A 16,281-nucleotide genomic window follows, 5' to 3' on the forward strand; every position below is an offset into this window, starting at 1 on the left:
GCCCCAACAGGTGCAATGAAATACCTCACCCCGCCACCCGCACCACCCCCAGGTCAATCCCCAGATGCACCAGTTCGGCATGCGAGCTCACCTGCAACTTGCTCTTGAGCAAGGTCAGGTGGTTGGACACGGTCTTGGCACTGATACACAACTGCTCGGCAATCACCCGCGCCGGGGTTCCCTTGGCCAGCATCGTGAATATCTCCAGTTCGCGCTGGGTCATGCGCTGCAACCGCGGGTCACTGGTGCTTTGCTGTGACAGGCAAGCCAGCTGGGTGGCCAGGGGCTGCTCGATGTAGGCATGCCCGGCCAACACCCGCTGCACCGCCTCGATCAGCACCTCGGGCGCCGAGTTCTTGGTCAGGTAGCCCGAAGCCCCCGCATCCAACGCCTGGCGCACCAGCGGCAGCTCGTCGTGCATGCTGAAAAACAGCACCCGCAACTGCGGCAGGCGCTGGCGCAGGCGGCGGGTGGTTTCCAGGCCACTGATACCGGGCAGGCCAAAATCCATGATCACCAGGTTGGGCACCTGCTCCTGTACCCTGGCCAGCGCCTCTTCACCACTGGCGGCCTCACGCACCTGCACCAATGGCAGCACCGCCCGCAGCAAGCTGGCGTAGCCCTGGCGGACCACGGCGTGGTCATCGACCAACACGATATTCATCACACCTCCTGGGGAATGTTAAGGGCCAGCGCCCAGCCACCGCCCGGGCGGCTGAAAATGCGTAACTCCCCCCCAAGGCTGCGGGCGCGCTCGGCCATCGAGTGCAGGCCTACCCCTGGGCGCTGGGGCTGGTGGGCGCCGCAGCCGTTGTCGCGAATGAACAGGCGCAAGCCCTTGCGACTGCGCTGCAGGCGTACCCGCACCTGGCTGGCACCGGCATGCCGGGCGACGTTGGTCAACGCCTCCTGCAGCAAGCGGTACAAATGCGTTCTGCTCGGCCCAGTCAGCGCCGGCAAGTGCTCGCCAACCCGCAGCCGGCATTCGATGCCCTGGCTGGCCTGCCACTGGCTCACCAACAGCCCGAAGGCCTCGGCCAGCGGCATGTAGTGCAGCGCCACCGGATACAAGTTGTGCACCAGCGCGCGAAAACCTTGCTGCAGGCGCTCGCAATTGAATTCAAGGGCCTGCGCCGTCTGCGTCACCACTTCAGGCTGTTCGGCCACCATACGCAGCAGGCATAGCTGGGCACGCATGCCTGCCAGGTATTGCCCCAGATCATCGTGCAGGGTCTGCGCCAGCTGTGTACGCTCCTGCTCCTGCACTGCCAGCAGGGCCTGGGTCAGTTGGGTATTGTCGGCCTGGGCCTGCTCCAGGGCTGCGGCCATGCGGTTGAAATGTTTGGCCAGCTGGCGCGCTTCCGGCAGGCCGGCTTCGCGCAGGCGTGCCGTCAATTGCCCGCCTGAGACCTGGTGCAAGGCGCCCAGCAGCTCATCCAGAAGGCCCATGGCCCGCCGTACCGCCCAGCGGATGGTCAACAGGCTAAGCAACAATGCCAGGCCACAAACGCCGAGCAGTTGTTGCAGGGAGTCCCAGACTTCATCGATTTCATCCCGCGCATCCACGGCAATCAACACGCGACGGCCATCACTCAAGTCCAGCAGCCGGCTGCTTTGGTAGCGCTCGCCGAACAACTGGCGGCCGAGCCAGGCATCGATACCGGCCTCTTGCGGCAGCCTTGGCACCTCACCCGCTGCCAGCCAATGCACCCGCACATGGCGCAGGCTCTTGGTCAAGCCGGGTTGCAGGTTTGCCGGGTCGCGTTCGGCGGTGTCGCCCAGGTATGCCACCACGGCTTCGGCTGACTGCAACTCACGCTCGACGTCGGCCACCGCCTGGTGCAACAGCACCCCGGCACAAGCCAGCGTCACCAAGGCGAAGCACAACGTGACCCAGAGGTTGACTCGCCACAGGGCCGACAAGTTGACAAGGCGCACAAGCGGTTCTCCTCAGGCCGTTGTGGACCATCGTAAAACTGCGGCCCCCGCACTGAATTACTACCTTGGTACCGGCCGAGCGCTACTTTCTGCATATTTCCCCCTCCCGGCGGGCTTCCTATGCTGGCGCCATCTGCCGTGGAGTGTGTTATGCGCCAGCCTGCCCACCTTGCCTTGACCTGCCTGCTGGCCTTGGCCGCAACGCTGGCTACGCCCCAGGCGCCCGCCGCTCAGGGACAGGCCGCAGCCCCGTTGCAGATACGCATCGGCTACCTGGGCTATCGCCCCGCCGCTGGCCCGCTGCTGTCCAACGTCATCCCCGAACCCGGCGATGCCGGGCTACAAGGTGCCGAACTGGCCATTGTCGACAGCAACAGCACCGGGCGCTTCCTGAAGCAGCAATTTCAGCTGACCAGCGCCAATGTCGACAGCCCCGAGGCCCTGCTGCAAGCCGCCAGGGCCCAACATGAACAAGGCCTGCGCCTGTTCGTGGTAAATGCCCCGGCCGCCAGCCTGCGCGCGCTGTCTACCGCCCTGCCCGACAGCCTGTTGTTCAACGCCGGCAGCCCCGACGACAGCCTGCGCAGCAGCCAGTGCCTGAGCAATGTCCTGCACAGCCTGCCGAGCCGGGCCATGCTGGCCGATGCCTTGGCGCAGTTCCTGGTACTGCGCAAATGGCAACGGGCATTGCTGGTGGTCGGCCAGACCCCGGACGACCAGGCTTACGCCGCTGCCCTGCGGCGGTCGGTGAAGCGCTTTGGCGTGCAACTGGTCGCGGAAAAAACCTGGACCTTCGACAACGACCAGCGCCGCAGCGCCCAGGCCGACATGCCGCTGTTCACCCAGACTGCCGAATACGACGTGGTACTGGTGGCCGACGAGCGCGGTGACTTCGGCGAGTACCTGCCCTACCAGACGTGGTATCCACGCCCGGTGGCCGGTACCCAGGGCCTGACCCCCACGGGCTGGCACAAGACCGTGGAAACCTTCGGGGCGGCGCAGTTGCAAAAACGCTTCGAGGCCCAGGCCGGGCGCTGGATGAATGACCGTGACTTCGCCGCCTGGATGGCTGTGCGCAGTGTCGCCAGTGCGGCCAGCAAGCTGCGCCTGGCCGAACCTCGCGCGCTGCAGCAACTGCTGCTCAGCGAGCAGTTGCCGCTGGACGGCTTCAAGGGGCGCAAGCTCAGTTACCGCCCGTGGAACGGCGAACTGCGCCAGCCGATCCCGTTGGTTCAGCCCCGCGCCCTGGTCAGCACCTCGCCGCAGGAGGGCTTCCTGCATCCCTTCAACGAAATGGACAGCCTGGGCTATGACAAGCCCGAAGTGACGTGTAGCTACCCCTGACCCGACAACCACAACAATAAGGAATCCGCCATGCGCCTCCCCCTCTTCCACCGGGCCCTGCTTTACCCCAGCCTGCTGTCGGGCGCCCTGGCGCTGGCCAGCAGTCACGCCATGGCTGCCACCGCCTGGGTCTCCAACGAGAAGGACAACAGCCTCAGCCTGATCGACCTGCAAACGCTGGAAGTCACCGAAACCCTGCCGGTGGGCCAGCGCCCGCGTGGCTTGCTGCTGTCACACGACAGCAAGCTGCTGTACATCTGCGCCAGCGATTCGGACCGGGTGCAGGTGATGGACGTGGCCACCCGCAAGATCATCAAGGAGCTGCCTTCCGGCAAGGACCCCGAGCAGTTCGCCCTGCACCCCAACGACCGCTGGCTGTATGTATCAAACGAGGACGATGCGCTGGTGACGGTGATCGACACCGTCACCGACAAGGTGCTCGGCCAGATCGAAGTCGGCATCGAACCCGAAGGCATGGCGGTCAGCCCCGACGGCAAGTGGGCGGTCAACACCAGCGAAACCACCAACATGCTGCACTGGATCGACACCAGCACCCAGACCCTGGCCGACAGCACGCTGGTCGACCAGCGCCCGCGCTTCGTCGAGTTCAGCAAAGACGGTTCGCGCCTGTGGGCCTCGGCAGAAATCGGCGGCACGGTGACCATACTCGACGTGGCCACGCGCCAGGTGCTGAAAACCCTGAACTTCCAGATCAAGGGCGTGCACCCGGACAAAGTCCAGCCAGTGGGCATCAAGCTCAGCGCCGATGGCAAGTACGCCTTCGTCGCCTTGGGCCCGGCCAACCACGTGGCGGTGATCGATGCCAAGACCTTTGATGTGCTCGACTACCTGCTGGTCGGGCGGCGGGTCTGGCAGCTGGCATTCACCCCGGACCAGAGCCAGTTGCTGGCCACCAACGGTGTCAGCGGTGACGTTTCGGTCATCGATGCGCAGCAGCTCAAAGTGCTCAAGTCGGTGAAGGTCGGGCGCTACCCCTGGGGCGTGGTGGTGACACCATGAACGCCCTCGACGTCAGTGACGTGAGCTTTGCCTATGGCCAGCGCGAGGCACTCCGGCAGGTCGGTTTCAGCCTGGCACCCGGGCGCTTCGCCGCGTTGCTGGGCCCCAATGGTGCCGGCAAGTCGACCTTGATCGCCCTGCTCACGCGCCTGTACGACCTGCAGCATGGCGACATCCGCGTGTGCGGCTGCTCGCTACGCAACGCTGCACGCCCGGCCTTGCGCCAGCTGGGTGTGGTGTTTCAGCAAAGCACCCTGGACCTGGACCTGAGCGTTGAGCAGAACCTGCGCTACCACGCCGCCTTGCATGGCCTGTCGCGGCGTCAGAGCCACCTGCGGGTCGAGGCCGAACTCGCACGCCAAGGCCTTGGCGAACGCCGGCGCGATCGTGTGCGTGAGCTGAACATCGGCCATCGGCGGCGGGTGGAAATTGCCCGCGCGCTGCTGCATGAACCGCGCCTGCTGCTGCTGGACGAAGCCAGCGTCGGCCTCGATCCGGCCAGCCGCCTGGCGCTTAACCAGCACCTGCGCCGGCTGTGCCGCGAGCAGCAGCTCAGTGTGCTGTGGGCCACTCACCTGCTGGACGAAGTGCAGCCCAGCGATGACCTGTTGATTCTGCATCAGGGGCGCCTGGTGGCCAGTGGCACCGCCGATGCGCTGAGCCTTGAGCACGGCGGTGACCTCGATCACGCCTTTGCCCGCCTGACCAACGCCCCCTCAGGAGCCAACGCCCGATGAACGCTTACTGGCAATGTTTCAACGGCATCATGCTGCGCGAATGGCTGCGCTTCGTGCTGCAGCGTACACGCCTGCTCAGCGCGCTGGTGCGCCCGCTGCTGTGGTTGCTGGTATTCGCTGCCGGGTTTCGCGCAGCGCTGGGCATTGCCATCATCGAACCCTACGACACCTACATCCCCTACGAGGTGTACATCATCCCCGGCCTGGCCTGCATGATTCTGCTGTTCAACGGCATGCAGGGCTCGCTGTCGATGGTCTACGACCGCGAGATGGGCAGCATGCGCGTGTTGCTGACCAGCCCGCTGCCACGCCCGTTCCTGCTGGGCAGCAAACTGCTGGCAACTTCATTGATTTCCCTGCTGCAAGTCTATGCATTCCTCGCCATCGCCTGGTTATACGGGGTACAACCACCGGCAGCGGGCTTGCTGATGGCGCTGCCAGCGTTGCTGCTGGTGGCCTTCATGCTCAGTGCCCTGGGGCTATTGCTGTCGAACGCCATCCGCCAGCTGGAGAACTTTGCCGGGGTGATGAACTTCGTGATCTTCCCGCTGTTCTTCCTGTCGTCGGCGCTGTACCCGCTGTGGAAAATGCGCGAGGCCAGCCAGTGGTTGTACTGGCTGTGTGCTGTGAACCCGTTCACCCATGCCGTAGAGCTGGTGCGGTTTGCACTGTATGAGCGGCTGAATTTGCTGGCGCTGGCGGTGTGCCTGGGCTTGACCGCATTGTTCACCCTGCTGGCGATCCTCACCTTCAACCCCCAGCATGCAGCGCTGCGCAAGCCGCGCTGAACACCTGGCGTGCAACGCGTGTGGGAGCGGCCTTGTGTCGCGATTGGGCTGCGCAGCAGCCCCGGCCATGTGTGCGGTGCAGCTGAAATCGGGGGCCGCTTTGCGGCCCTTTCGCGACGCAAGGCCGCTCCCACACGGATCGCGCCAGCTTTCAGAAATTGAGCAAGACAGTTGCTCCCACCTAGGGCGTCTCCATGCCTTCAGGCGCCCGGCCATCTACTACTTTAGTACTGCATTTACTGTCTATCGTCGCATTCACAAAGCACCGCCACTGGCATGTAATGAGTCCATAACAAAAAGGAAAAACCTCCATGCCACGTGCCCTGCCCCGGCTGCCACGCCCCTTGCTGGCGGTACTTTCGCTGAGCCTGACGCTAGGTATCGCCCAGGCTGACACGGCGCCGCTGTTCTCCGCCGACGGCTATCGCACCACGCACTATCGCAGCCCGACCCCGCAACAGGTCGAAGGCGGCCAGGTCGTCGACACCGCCACACTGCAAGGCCTGCTGGGTCAGACGCCCCGGCCGGTGCTGATCGACGTCTATCGCCGTCAATGGCTGCAAGGTCGCTTCATCGAAGACGAACCGCACAGCAACCTCCCCGGCAGCCTGTGGCTGGCCAACACCGGCGACGGCGAACTGAACCCGGCCTGGCAGGACTACTTCGTGCGCAACCTGCAAAAAGCCACGGCCGGGCACCCGGACCAACCACTGGTCTTTTACTGCCGCTCCGATTGCTGGTTAAGCTGGAACGCGGTAAAACGCGCGAAAGCCTTGGGCTATAACAACCTGTATTGGTACCGCGACGGCCTGGATGCCTGGCAGCAAGCCAACCTGCCATTGCAGCCGGCACAACCGGTGCCGTTCCCCTGAAATGCCTGCGTATGCGTGCCCCGCTCCATCCAATAAAAACAAGGTGAAAAGGCCATGTACAAAATTCTGATTGCCGACGATCACCCCCTGTTTCGCGAAGCCATCCACAATGTCATCAGCGATGGTTTCCAGGGCAGCGAGGTCATGGAGACCGCCGACCTTGAAAGCGCCCTGGCCCTGACCCAGGCGCATGACGACCTCGACCTGATCCTGCTCGACCTGAACATGCCCGGCATGCACGGCCTCAACGGCCTGATCACCCTGCGCAACGAGGCGCCGACCACTCCGGTGGTCATCGTTTCGGCCGAGCAGGAAAAGCAGATCGTGCTGCAGGCCATTACCTACGGTGCCGTGGGCTTCATCACCAAGTCGTCGCCACGCTCACAGATGATCGAAGCGATCGAGCAGATCCTCAATGGCAACGTCTACCTGCCGCCAGACATCATCCGCGCGCAAAAAAGCAGTACCAGCCGGCGCCATAACGATGCCCCGAGCTTCCCGCCGGAAATGCTCCAGGCCCTGACCCGCAAGCAACTGCTGGTGCTCGAGCGCATGACCAAAGGCGAATCGAACAAGCAGATCGCCTACACGCTGGACATCGCCGAAACCACAGTCAAGGCCCACGTTTCGGCGATCTTGCGCAAACTCAATGTGCACAACCGGGTACAAGCCATCCTCAGTGCTGGCGATATCGATTTTGCTGATTATCTGCGCCGTTGACCTGTTCCGGCCGCTTCGCGGGTAAACCCGCGAAGCGGCCAACCGCTATGCCACGCCACTGGCCAGCAGATGGCTCATCGCCGTCTTGAGCTTCATTGGCCGTACGGGCTTGTGCATCAGCGTGTGACCCAACTCGCGGATCTGCTGCTTGAGATCGTTGCTGTAGTTGGCAGTGATCATCAGCGCCGGTAGCGGCTGGGCACGGCGGGCATTGATCCGCGCTACGGCGTCGACACCATTGCAGTCATTGTCCAGGTGGTAGTCGGCAATCAGCAGGTCGGCCTCGGCGTGGTAGTTGTCCACCTGGCGCGCCAGGTCTTCTTCCGACAGCGCAGTGACCACCCGGCAGCCCCAACCTTCCAGCAAGGTGCGCATGCCCGCGCAAATCGCCGCATCGTTATCCAGTACCCACACCCGCGCCCCGCGCAGGCGTTCGAGCATTGGCTCGCAGATCGCCTGGCTCGGCTGGGCCTTGGGTGCAGTGGCGCTCAGCGGCACCTCGACAGCGAACACCGAGCCTTTGCCCAGCCATGACCGCACGCGGATCCGGTGGCCGAGGATGCCGGCGATCTTCTCCACGATTGCCAGGCCCAGGCCCAGCCCACGGTCCTGGTCCGGGCGCTGCACATCACCCCGTTTGAACTCCAGGAACATGTCTTCCAGGTGTTCTTCGGCAATGCCGATGCCGCTGTCCCACACTTCAATCCGCACGCCACCGCGCTGGCGCCGACACCCCAGCACCACGCGCCCGCTGCGGGTGTAGCGGATGGCATTGCTGAGCAGGTTGCGCAGGATGCGCGCCAGCAGCTGGATGTCACTGCGCACGACGGCAGAACACCCCACAAAATGCAGCTCTAACCCTTCGCTACGCGCCACCTGGGCGTATTCGGCAGCCAGGTTGTCCATCAGTTCGTGGAGGGCAAACGGGGCGACATCGGCCTTGATCACCCCGGCATCGAGCTTGGAAATATCCACCAGGGTACCCAACAGGTTTTCCACATCCTCCAGTGAATTGCTGACATTTCGCACCAGGTGGGCAGCGTTTTGCGGCTCGTCGCGCTCGAGCAATGCACTGGTGAACAGCCGCGCCGCGTTCAGCGGTTGCAGCAAGTCATGGCTGACCGCAGCAAGGAACTTGGTTTTCGACAGGTTGGCCTGCTCGGCCTCGCGCTTGGCCTCGCGCAGACGCGACTCGGCCTGGCTGCGCTCTTCGATTTCGCGCAGCAACTGGTCGTTGAGGCTGGTCAGTTCGGCAGTGCGCTCGCGCACCCGTTGCTCCAGGTGCTGATACGCCTGGTGCAACGCCTGTGCGGTGTTGCGGCGCTCGGTGATGTCGCGGATCAGCACGAAGATACCCACCACTTCGCCACTGGCCAGGCGGTTCGGCACGTAGGAACGCAGCATGTAGCGTTCCTGGCCGTTGATATTGGTCTCGGCGAACTCGAACGTCACGCTCTCCCCCGCCAGCGCCCGCGCCACATAGCCTTCCAGGCGCTGGTAGTGCTGCTCGCTGTGGGCCTCGCGCAGGCTCTGGCCCAGCATCACGCCATGCGGCCAGCAATACCATTCTTCGTAAACCTTGTTGGTGAATTCGTAGACCAGATCGGCGTTCAGGTAGGCGATCAGTGCCGGTACGTTGTCGGTAATCAGGCGAATCTGGTGCTGGTGGGCCGTCTCGGCCCGCTGCCGGGCCTCGCTGAGCAGGCGGTTGACGGCCTTGAGCTCGGCCATGGCCTGGTTCAACGCATCGGTGCGTTCGCGCACCTGTTCGGCCAGCACCACCGAATGCTGGAACGCGGCGTATGGGTCGTTGCCCCGGGTCACGCCCGACTCGATGCGCTCGATCAGTGCGTCATTGATGCGCTGCAGCTTGTGGTTCTGATGCTGCAGCCGGGTCAGCTCGGCCTGCAGTTCAGCGACCGACAGGAGGCCGGTTGCGGGCAATGGCGACCCCGGTGAAGGTCTGGTTGATGTGCATGCCATTGAACTGTTCTCCGTAGGTGTTGAAGCCAATCACCCGTTGCTCGCGCAGGAACGCGCCGACCGGCTCCAGGCCGTGATGGGCCTCCAGTTCCAGCCGCCGCAGGAAACAATCACAACCGATGGTCAGCAGCAATGGTCCGAGACGCTGGTGCAGGCCATCGAACAGCTGGTGCAGGTTCGGCAACAGCGGGCCCGGGGTCATGGCCGTGAGCACGATGCCGTTCTCCACCGCGCAGTAGAAGCTCAAACTGAGGTCAGGATGCATTTGCTGGATCGCCCGCACGTAGTACTGATCATGAATGCGCACGGCCAGCGGGTGGGCGGCGAACACCCGGTGATCGAGCGCAGCCACGGGCACACCGATGTGGCGGGCATATTCCTCGGCCGCCGGCTCGGCATTCAGTTCGAAAACCCGGCGCTGGGCGCTGTCGGCACCGGTGACCACCAGCTTTTCCTGGCGCGGCAGGATGTGATGCGTGGTGAACACTTCGAAGTCGAGCCAGGTGTTGACCAGCACCACCACGGCTGCACCGTTGTGGAATGTACCGCCGTAATACACATGGGTGCGGTTCAGGTAGTTGTCGTCACCGGCCGAGCCGCCGAAGTGCGGGATATCCCCCAGTGCTGCGCTGAGTGCGGCAAGCACCATCTCCTCGCGGCTGGACAAGCCATCGAGCAGCGTGAGTGCAAAGCTGTGGCCCTTGATTGGCGCCAGGGTATTGCTGCGGCAGGTGCCGACCAGCCGCTCGACCATCTGCTGCGCGTCGATCAGGCTGAAGCGCTCCATCTCATCGATCAACGCGGTGGCGATCGAAAAGTGCCGGTGATCGAAGCCCACCGCCGTCACGCAATTGCGGCCGTAGCCCAGCGGGGTGATTTCACCGGCGCTGGTGCAGCCGACCAGGCGTATGCCACCAAAGTCCTGTTCCAATGCTTCGCCCAAAGCCTGCAAGTCGTATTCGGCGGAGCAGAAGAACAGCACGAACCCCAGGTGCGGGTGCAACAACTGCCGCGCCAGGTCCTGAGCGGCCAGCCGTGCGTCGGTAGCCTGAGACATGGCACTGACCACACCGTCGTTATGAGCCTGCTGCATCGTGGTCTCCGGCACGGGGTGGCTGAGTGATCAGTTTAAGGAGCGGGTGGTGGGTGACGAATGCTACTTGGGTAGCGGGTGGGCGGTTCCATGGGCGTAAAAGACCGGGTCATTCGGGGCCGCCTTGCGGCCCCGGCCGCTTACCAGGTCAACACCGCGCCCACCGCAAAGGTATCGGTGTCTTCGTTCTGCGCACTGGTGTCATGCCCGTCGATGGAAAACTGGTTGTACTCGGCAACCAGTTTCAGGTTGTCGTTGATGTCATGGAACAGCGCCACACCCCGGGTCTCGTAGTCCGCGCCGCTGCCAACCGCACCGTTGCCATCGTCCTTGGTCTTGCCATAGGACAGCGCCACGCGGTTCTTGCCGAACTTGTACGAGCCCTGCAGCAGGTAGCCATCACTGTCGACGTTGCGCAAAACCGGTTCGCCGGCATTGTTGGTGAAGAACGGGTTGATGCCCTTGGCCTGGAACCCCGAGCCGGTCAGCGACCAGCCGCCCATCTTTGCCTGCACCCCGTAACCCACCCCCTTGGAAGTGATCGTTTCTACCGTGGAGTCAGTATTGTCCGAGGTCTGGTAACTGCCGTTGACCCAGCTGTAGATCTGCGCCCCACCCAGGTCGAACTGGTAGGTGATCTCGCTCTCGGTGCGTGGGTTTTCCTGGTAGGCCTTTCCGGTCGGGCTGCTGTCGTTGGTGTCGACCGGGTCCATGATGCCCACCGCCACCCGCAGGCCCTCCATCACGGGCGTACGGTAGGTGATCTGCGAGGTAGGGAACGGGTATGGGTAACCGCTGCCAATGTTGCCGAACGACACCCCGCCGCCGTCCACCAGCCCCAGGGTGTCGCTGACCTGGCCATAGCCGGCCAGCAGTTCGTCGAGCAGAATGTTGGAACGGGCGAACAGCCCGAAGTCCTTGCCGATCAGCACCTCGCCCCACTCGGGGTTGGCCACCGTGCCATAGAACTGGCGCACGTCGATGGCGGTGTCGGTGCCGTTGGTTTCACTGTCGTTGATGGTTACCCAGAACGAGGCACGGGCGCCGAGCTTCAGGTCATCCACCTGCTTGCCCATGTTGAAGCCGAGGTAGTTGGGCAAGAAGCCCATCTTCACCCGCGACTGGCGGCGGTCAAACTGCTCGCCCTCACGGTCGACCTCGCTGTTGACGTAGAAGGCGTTGATATAGCCATCGGTGGAAAACGTCGTCTGGTCCTTGTCGTACAGCATGATCTCGGCTTCGGCGACGCTGCTCAGGCCAAGCGCAGAAAAACTGGCGATGGCGGCTGCGAGAAAACGAGGCGGCAGGTGCTTATTGTTGTTGTGCATGGCGCGCTCCAAACGGGGACGGGATGTCGGAGGCGATTATCAGAAGGGGGCAAATTGCCAGGAACGCTGCTTTGGCGTGGGGTGGCGAGTGCTTTGGGGCGGGAGGGTGCGGCCCGGTGATTTGGTCCCGGTACCAGCTTGGGTCCTGGTTCGAGACTTATGGCTCAGGTAGGAGTGGCAGGCGGGTATCAATACGATTGAATGAACCGGGGCCGCCTTGCGGCCCTTCGCGGGCTCGCCCGCTCCCACAATTTCAGGATATCCACGCCCCCTGTGGGAGCGGGCGAGCCCGCGAAGGGCTGCGAAGCAGCCCCCATTACATTGTCTGAGCGGAATCTCCTGGCTTCAGGAAGCCAGTGCCTGCGGACGCTGGCAAGCGGGCATCTCATAGCGGTGCGGTTGCTGCCAGGCCAGCCGTGCCTGCACATCCACCACCGCGTCCTTCACCTTCTGCGCCCAGTGCTCATCCTTCGGGCACACCACCACCACGCGGAAACCGTGGTCGACACCTTCCAGGCGCACACCTTCGGAATCATCCACGTGCAGGTCGATATCAAAAGCCGAAGGCAGCTTGGAGGGTGAGTTTTCCAGCCCGCGCTGGGCCAGGATGTGCTGGTGCCGACCGCTGTTGACCACGCCATCGACATGAATGCCGTAAAGCATCAGCCAGCGGCGGATGTAAGCCGGGGTACGCCCCGAGGAGGTGTAGATCCAGATGCTGCAGCCCTGGCGGCGCAGGTCGCGGATCAGTTCGCGGGTACCGCTGCGCAGGGGCTCACCCAGCCAGCGATGGACGAAACCTGGCAGCTTGCTGTCCTCGGCGGCGGCGTGTTCGGGCAGGCAGGCCAGCGTGTCGTCGATATCGAACGAAATGCGTACCTGGCCACGCTTGAGCTTGCGTTCGATGGCTTGCCGCCCTCGTGCGAACAGGGATGAACCTTGCATCAGCGGCTCCCCTCGCAGGCAGGCACGGGCGCGCCGTTCAGGAAGAACTTGCCGGGCTCAGGTGCTTTCGCTTCCAGGAAAGCAGCGTACTTTTTCTTGATCTTGGGGAGTTCGTACAAAGCCTTGACACCGTGTTTGGCGGAGTTGCGTATGACCGAGGACGGGTTGAAGTAACCCTCGGCGTTGTCCAGCGACAGCACGAATGGCGGCAGCCCGGCACGCATCAGCAAATAGCTGACAATAAGCGAACCCGTGCGGTTGTTGCCTTCGATGAACAGCTGCGGCTTGCTGAGGATCCGTACATACACACCCGCTGCCCGCTTCCAGATGGAATCGCTGCGGTACGAGCAGTACCAGTTGTACAAATCCTTGATGCCACCTTCCACGTTGTTGAAAAAGTGCGCTTCGGTTGCCGCAAGGTGCGGGGCGAATTCCAGGCGACGGGCCGGATCGCTGCCGCATAGCACGGTGGCATTGATTTCCAGCATCAGGTTCAGCTGTTGCAGGTCGAACAGGTCGATACCGCGAGCGACATAGTCGTCAATCAGCGCATAGCCTTCAACCACATTCAGCAGCACCTCGTCGGTAAACGGGTCCCGCGGTTCGGTGAAATGCTGGCTGAGTTCGGCAAAACGGCCCTGCACCTCGCGCAGTGCGCACTCTACCGCTGACAGATCAAGACGACGCGTCGCTCGCATTGGTAATCCCGGGTAACACTTTAACGGAAGGTAACGCGGCCGGGTGTTGCAACCTTCCTGGCTGCAACACCCGCCCACCTTGAGCTTGCAGGGTTTAGCTGAACTTGCCGCTGATGTAGTCGCTGGTCAGCTGCTCGCGCGGGTTCTGGAAAATCTGCGCGGTCGGGCCCATCTCGACCAGGTAGCCGGTGCGGGTGCCCTGGGAAATATCCACCGAGAAGAAAGCGGTGGTGTCGGCCACACGAATCGCCTGCTGCATGTTATGGGTCACCAGGGCGATGGTGTAGTCCTTTTTCAGCTCGACCATCAGCTCCTCCACGCGGCGGGTGGCAATCGGGTCGAGTGCCGAGCAGGGCTCGTCCAGCAACAGCACTTCCGGCTCGGTGGCGATGGCACGGGCGATGCACAGGCGCTGCTGCTGGCCACCGGACAGTGACAGCCCGCTGACCTTGAGCTTGTCCTTCACTTCGTCCCACAGCGCGGCGCCTTGCAAGGCGTGCTTCACGCGATCGCCCAAGTCGCCTTTGTAGCGGTTCAGGCGCAGGCCGAAGGCCACATTGTCGAAGATGCTCATCGAGAACGGGTTGGGCTGCTGGAACACCATGCCGATATAGCGGCGTACTACAACAGGGTCGACGCCCTTGCCGTAGACATCCTGCCCAAGAAAGTGCACATGGCCTTCGAAACGGAAGCCCTTCACCAGGTCATTCATACGGTTCAAGCTACGCAGCACGGTACTCTTGCCGCAGCCCGAAGGGCCGATGAAACCGGTGATCTCGTTTTTCCTGATCGGCACATGGCTGTCACGCACGGCCATGAAGTTACCGTAGAAAATCTTGTCGAGCTTGCAGTCCATGACGATGGGGGCTTCGCTGACCATGGGAGCGGCTCTTTGCGCAGTGGATACGTTCAAGTTGGATGCTCCCTTTCTCAATACTTGGGCTTGCCGAAGACTCGGCTCAAAATGTTGATGACCAGCACGATCATTACCAGCACCAGCGAGGCCGCCCAGGCGAGCTCCAGCTGGTTGTCGAACGGCATGCCGGAGAAGTTGTAGATCAGTACCGCAAGCGAGGCTGTGGGGTTCATCACCGCCAGGTCGCCGTCGTGGTAGATCCAGTAGTTGCTGAACAATGCGGTGAACAGCAGTGGCGCGGTTTCGCCAGCCGCGCGGGCCACGGCCAGCATCACCCCGGTAAGGATGGCCGGCAGGCCGGTGGGCAGGACGATCTTCCAGATCACCTGGGCACGGGTGCAGCCCATGCCGTAGGCAGCATCCTTCATGATCTTGGGCACCATCTTCATCGACTCTTCAGCGGTGAGCACCACGATCGGCAGCATCAGCACCGCCAGGGCCACGCCGCCTGCCGGTGCCGAGTAGGTACCGGTGGTCATCACTACCAGGGCGTAGGCAAACACCCCGGCCAGGATCGATGGCAGGCCAGTGAGCATCTTGGCGGCAAAGCGCGCGGTGTTGGCCAGCTTGCTGTCGGGGCCGAGCTCGGCCAGGAACACCGCTGCCAGGATACCGACCGGCACAGCGATGGCGGCGGCAATGCCGACCATGACGAAGGTACCGGCCATGGCGTTGCCGAAGCCGCCGCCCATTTCGAAACCGGTAGGTGGCAGTTCGGTGAACACTTCCAGGTTGAGCCGTGCGCCACCGCGGGTGATCAGCATGTACAGCACGGAAATCAGCGGCACGCTGGCCACCAGTGCCGCGAACCATGCCAGGGTGGTCAATACCAGGCTGCGCAGGGCGCGGCCTTCCAGCTTGCGCTGCAGGCTGGGCAACGCGGCTACAGGAGTCGTCAGGTCAGTCATTGTTTGTTACCACGCTGGGCGTAGAGCATGATCATCGAGCCGAGCACGTTCACCAGCAGGGTGATGAACATCAGTACCAGTGCCGCGTACATCAGCACTTCGACCTCGTTCGGCCCGGCTTCCGGGAAGTTCAGCGCCAGCAGCGCCGCCAGGGTGTTGGCCGGTGCGAACAAGGACAGGGAAATGGTGTTGGCGTTGCCGACCAGCATGGCCAGCGCCATGGTTTCACCGAGTGCACGGCCCAGGCCCAGCACCAGCGAACCGAAGATGCCGGTAGCCGCCGAGGGCACCATCACCTTGAGGATGGCTTCCCAGTGGGTGGTACCCATGCCGTAGGCAGCCTGCTTGGTTTTCATCGGTACGCTGGTCAGCGCATCCTGGGAAACTGCAGCGATGGTCGGCAGGATCATGATCGCCAGTACCAGCGCCGCAGGCAGCAGGCCTGGGCCACTGAGGGAGGTGCCGAAAAACGGGATCCAGCCCAGCTCGCTGTTCAGCCAGGCGGTCAGCGGGCGAATCGCCGGGATGACCACATAGATGCCCCACAGGCCGTACACCACGCTGGGGATGGCGGCGAGCAACTCGACGATGGTGCGAAACACCGCGGCAAGCTTGGCCGGAAGGAAATCCTGGGTCAGGAAAATGGCCATGCTGACGCCGAAGAAACCGGCGATCAACAAGGCGATCAAGGCGCTGTACAGCGTACCCCAGATCGCTGGCAGAATACCGTACTTGCCTTGGTTAACGTCCCAGACGCTGCCGAACAACACGTCAAAACCGTGCTTTTCAATCCCAGGTAGTGCCTTGCGGCCGACTTCGTAGACCAGCGCGAAGACCAGCGCCAGCACCAGCACCACGCCAATGCGCGCAAGCGCACGGAAGGTGCGATCGACCAGAAAGTCTTTCGCTGACGGTGGCTGGCACGCGGAGTCGGGGTTATCCGGTATGGCAAAAGGAGTGTTCATTGGCGAGTTCCGGGACAAGGGACAAA

At 63.1% G+C, this 16,281-nt stretch carries 16 protein-coding genes; 6 read left to right on the forward strand and 10 right to left on the reverse strand.

The genetic code is table 11. The features are described 5' to 3' along the window. Positions 1-25: 25 nt before the first annotated feature. Positions 26-664 carry a response regulator gene (locus AC3RCM_RS16030; RefSeq protein WP_003254098.1) on the reverse strand — a complete coding sequence of 213 codons (639 nt, stop codon included), beginning with the start codon at positions 662-664 and terminating at the stop codon, positions 26-28. After that, positions 664-1,938: a HAMP domain-containing sensor histidine kinase gene (locus AC3RCM_RS16035; RefSeq protein WP_198747231.1), complete on the reverse strand. Its 1,275-nt coding sequence runs from the start codon at positions 1,936-1,938 to the stop codon at positions 664-666. The genes AC3RCM_RS16030 and AC3RCM_RS16035 overlap by 1 nt, the downstream gene beginning before the upstream one ends. Before the next feature lie 150 nt (positions 1,939-2,088). Here AC3RCM_RS16035 and AC3RCM_RS16040 point away from each other — a divergent pair, with 150 nt between their 5' ends. From AC3RCM_RS16040 to AC3RCM_RS16065, 6 genes are all read left to right on the forward strand, one after another. Then, positions 2,089-3,282 carry an ABC transporter substrate-binding protein gene (locus AC3RCM_RS16040; RefSeq protein ID WP_198747230.1) on the forward strand — a complete coding sequence of 398 codons (1,194 nt, stop codon included), beginning with the start codon at positions 2,089-2,091 and terminating at the stop codon, positions 3,280-3,282. Between the two features lie 30 nt (positions 3,283-3,312). Next, positions 3,313-4,302, forward strand: a complete 990-nt coding sequence (locus AC3RCM_RS16045; RefSeq protein WP_064490936.1) for a YVTN family beta-propeller repeat protein — start codon at positions 3,313-3,315, stop codon at positions 4,300-4,302. Continuing rightward, the gene (locus tag AC3RCM_RS16050) at positions 4,299-5,039 is read left to right on the forward strand and encodes an ABC transporter ATP-binding protein (RefSeq protein ID WP_003254104.1); all 741 of its coding nucleotides are present in this window, start codon (positions 4,299-4,301) and stop codon (positions 5,037-5,039) included. Before AC3RCM_RS16045 ends, AC3RCM_RS16050 begins: the two co-directional genes overlap by 4 nt. Continuing rightward, the gene (locus tag AC3RCM_RS16055) at positions 5,036-5,827 is read left to right on the forward strand and encodes an ABC transporter permease (RefSeq protein ID WP_010953586.1); all 792 of its coding nucleotides are present in this window, start codon (positions 5,036-5,038) and stop codon (positions 5,825-5,827) included. The genes AC3RCM_RS16050 and AC3RCM_RS16055 overlap by 4 nt, the downstream gene beginning before the upstream one ends. Before the next feature lie 311 nt (positions 5,828-6,138). Then, positions 6,139-6,699 (forward strand): PQQ-dependent catabolism-associated CXXCW motif protein, encoded by a 561-nt coding sequence (locus AC3RCM_RS16060; RefSeq protein WP_064490934.1) that lies wholly within the window; start codon positions 6,139-6,141, stop codon positions 6,697-6,699. A gap of 54 nt (positions 6,700-6,753) precedes the next feature. After that, positions 6,754-7,419 carry a response regulator gene (locus tag AC3RCM_RS16065; protein WP_003254108.1) on the forward strand — a complete coding sequence of 222 codons (666 nt, stop codon included), beginning with the start codon at positions 6,754-6,756 and terminating at the stop codon, positions 7,417-7,419. 45 nt (positions 7,420-7,464) lie between these two features. Here the strand turns inward: AC3RCM_RS16065 and AC3RCM_RS16070 are convergent, their stop codons facing one another. The 8 genes from AC3RCM_RS16070 to pstC form a co-directional block, all read right to left on the reverse strand. Continuing rightward, a complete protein-coding gene (locus tag AC3RCM_RS16070; protein ID WP_014860443.1) occupies positions 7,465-9,363 on the reverse strand; it encodes a PAS domain-containing hybrid sensor histidine kinase/response regulator in 1,899 nt (632 codons plus the stop codon). Beyond that, positions 9,332-10,495, reverse strand: coding sequence for a nitric oxide-sensing protein NosP (nosP, locus tag AC3RCM_RS16075; RefSeq protein WP_003254110.1), 1,164 nt, complete (start codon positions 10,493-10,495; stop codon positions 9,332-9,334). The genes AC3RCM_RS16070 and nosP overlap by 32 nt, the downstream gene beginning before the upstream one ends. 140 nt (positions 10,496-10,635) lie before the next feature. Further along, complete coding sequence (locus AC3RCM_RS16080; RefSeq protein WP_010953581.1) at positions 10,636-11,823, reverse strand: porin; 1,188 nt, start codon at positions 11,821-11,823, stop codon at positions 10,636-10,638. 345 nt (positions 11,824-12,168) lie between these two features. Next, positions 12,169-12,768, reverse strand: a complete 600-nt coding sequence (locus AC3RCM_RS16085; protein ID WP_274144188.1) for a trehalose-phosphatase — start codon at positions 12,766-12,768, stop codon at positions 12,169-12,171. Then, positions 12,768-13,466: a hypothetical protein gene (locus AC3RCM_RS16090; protein ID WP_064491591.1), complete on the reverse strand. Its 699-nt coding sequence runs from the start codon at positions 13,464-13,466 to the stop codon at positions 12,768-12,770. The genes AC3RCM_RS16085 and AC3RCM_RS16090 overlap by 1 nt, the downstream gene beginning before the upstream one ends. A 94-nt stretch (positions 13,467-13,560) precedes the next feature. Beyond that, positions 13,561-14,346: a phosphate ABC transporter ATP-binding protein PstB gene (pstB, locus tag AC3RCM_RS16095; RefSeq protein ID WP_003254117.1), complete on the reverse strand. Its 786-nt coding sequence runs from the start codon at positions 14,344-14,346 to the stop codon at positions 13,561-13,563. A gap of 50 nt (positions 14,347-14,396) precedes the next feature. Further along, a complete protein-coding gene (pstA, locus tag AC3RCM_RS16100; protein ID WP_104887448.1) occupies positions 14,397-15,290 on the reverse strand; it encodes a phosphate ABC transporter permease PstA in 894 nt (297 codons plus the stop codon). After that, positions 15,287-16,255 carry a phosphate ABC transporter permease subunit PstC gene (gene pstC, locus AC3RCM_RS16105; RefSeq protein ID WP_004574212.1) on the reverse strand — a complete coding sequence of 323 codons (969 nt, stop codon included), beginning with the start codon at positions 16,253-16,255 and terminating at the stop codon, positions 15,287-15,289. Before pstC ends, pstA begins: the two co-directional genes overlap by 4 nt. Positions 16,256-16,281: the final 26 nt, after the last annotated feature.

Source organism: Pseudomonas sp. GW823-FHT05G12, assembly GCF_058795575.1.

Coding starts and splice junctions, on each gene's coding strand:
- AC3RCM_RS16030 (WP_003254098.1), bottom strand. CDS start 664: ATGAATATCGTGTTGGTCGATGACCACGCCGTGGTCCGCCAGGGCTAC.
- AC3RCM_RS16040 (WP_198747230.1), top strand. CDS start 2,089: ATGCGCCAGCCTGCCCACCTTGCCTTGACCTGCCTGCTGGCCTTGGCC.
- AC3RCM_RS16045 (WP_064490936.1), top strand. CDS start 3,313: ATGCGCCTCCCCCTCTTCCACCGGGCCCTGCTTTACCCCAGCCTGCTG.
- AC3RCM_RS16050 (WP_003254104.1), top strand. CDS start 4,299: ATGAACGCCCTCGACGTCAGTGACGTGAGCTTTGCCTATGGCCAGCGC.
- AC3RCM_RS16055 (WP_010953586.1), top strand. CDS start 5,036: ATGAACGCTTACTGGCAATGTTTCAACGGCATCATGCTGCGCGAATGG.
- AC3RCM_RS16060 (WP_064490934.1), top strand. CDS start 6,139: ATGCCACGTGCCCTGCCCCGGCTGCCACGCCCCTTGCTGGCGGTACTT.
- AC3RCM_RS16065 (WP_003254108.1), top strand. CDS start 6,754: ATGTACAAAATTCTGATTGCCGACGATCACCCCCTGTTTCGCGAAGCC.
- nosP (WP_003254110.1), bottom strand. CDS start 10,495: ATGCAGCAGGCTCATAACGACGGTGTGGTCAGTGCCATGTCTCAGGCT.
- AC3RCM_RS16080 (WP_010953581.1), bottom strand. CDS start 11,823: ATGCACAACAACAATAAGCACCTGCCGCCTCGTTTTCTCGCAGCCGCC.
- AC3RCM_RS16085 (WP_274144188.1), bottom strand. CDS start 12,768: ATGCAAGGTTCATCCCTGTTCGCACGAGGGCGGCAAGCCATCGAACGC.
- AC3RCM_RS16090 (WP_064491591.1), bottom strand. CDS start 13,466: ATGCGAGCGACGCGTCGTCTTGATCTGTCAGCGGTAGAGTGCGCACTG.
- pstB (WP_003254117.1), bottom strand. CDS start 14,346: ATGGTCAGCGAAGCCCCCATCGTCATGGACTGCAAGCTCGACAAGATT.
- pstA (WP_104887448.1), bottom strand. CDS start 15,290: ATGACTGACCTGACGACTCCTGTAGCCGCGTTGCCCAGCCTGCAGCGC.
- pstC (WP_004574212.1), bottom strand. CDS start 16,255: ATGAACACTCCTTTTGCCATACCGGATAACCCCGACTCCGCGTGCCAG.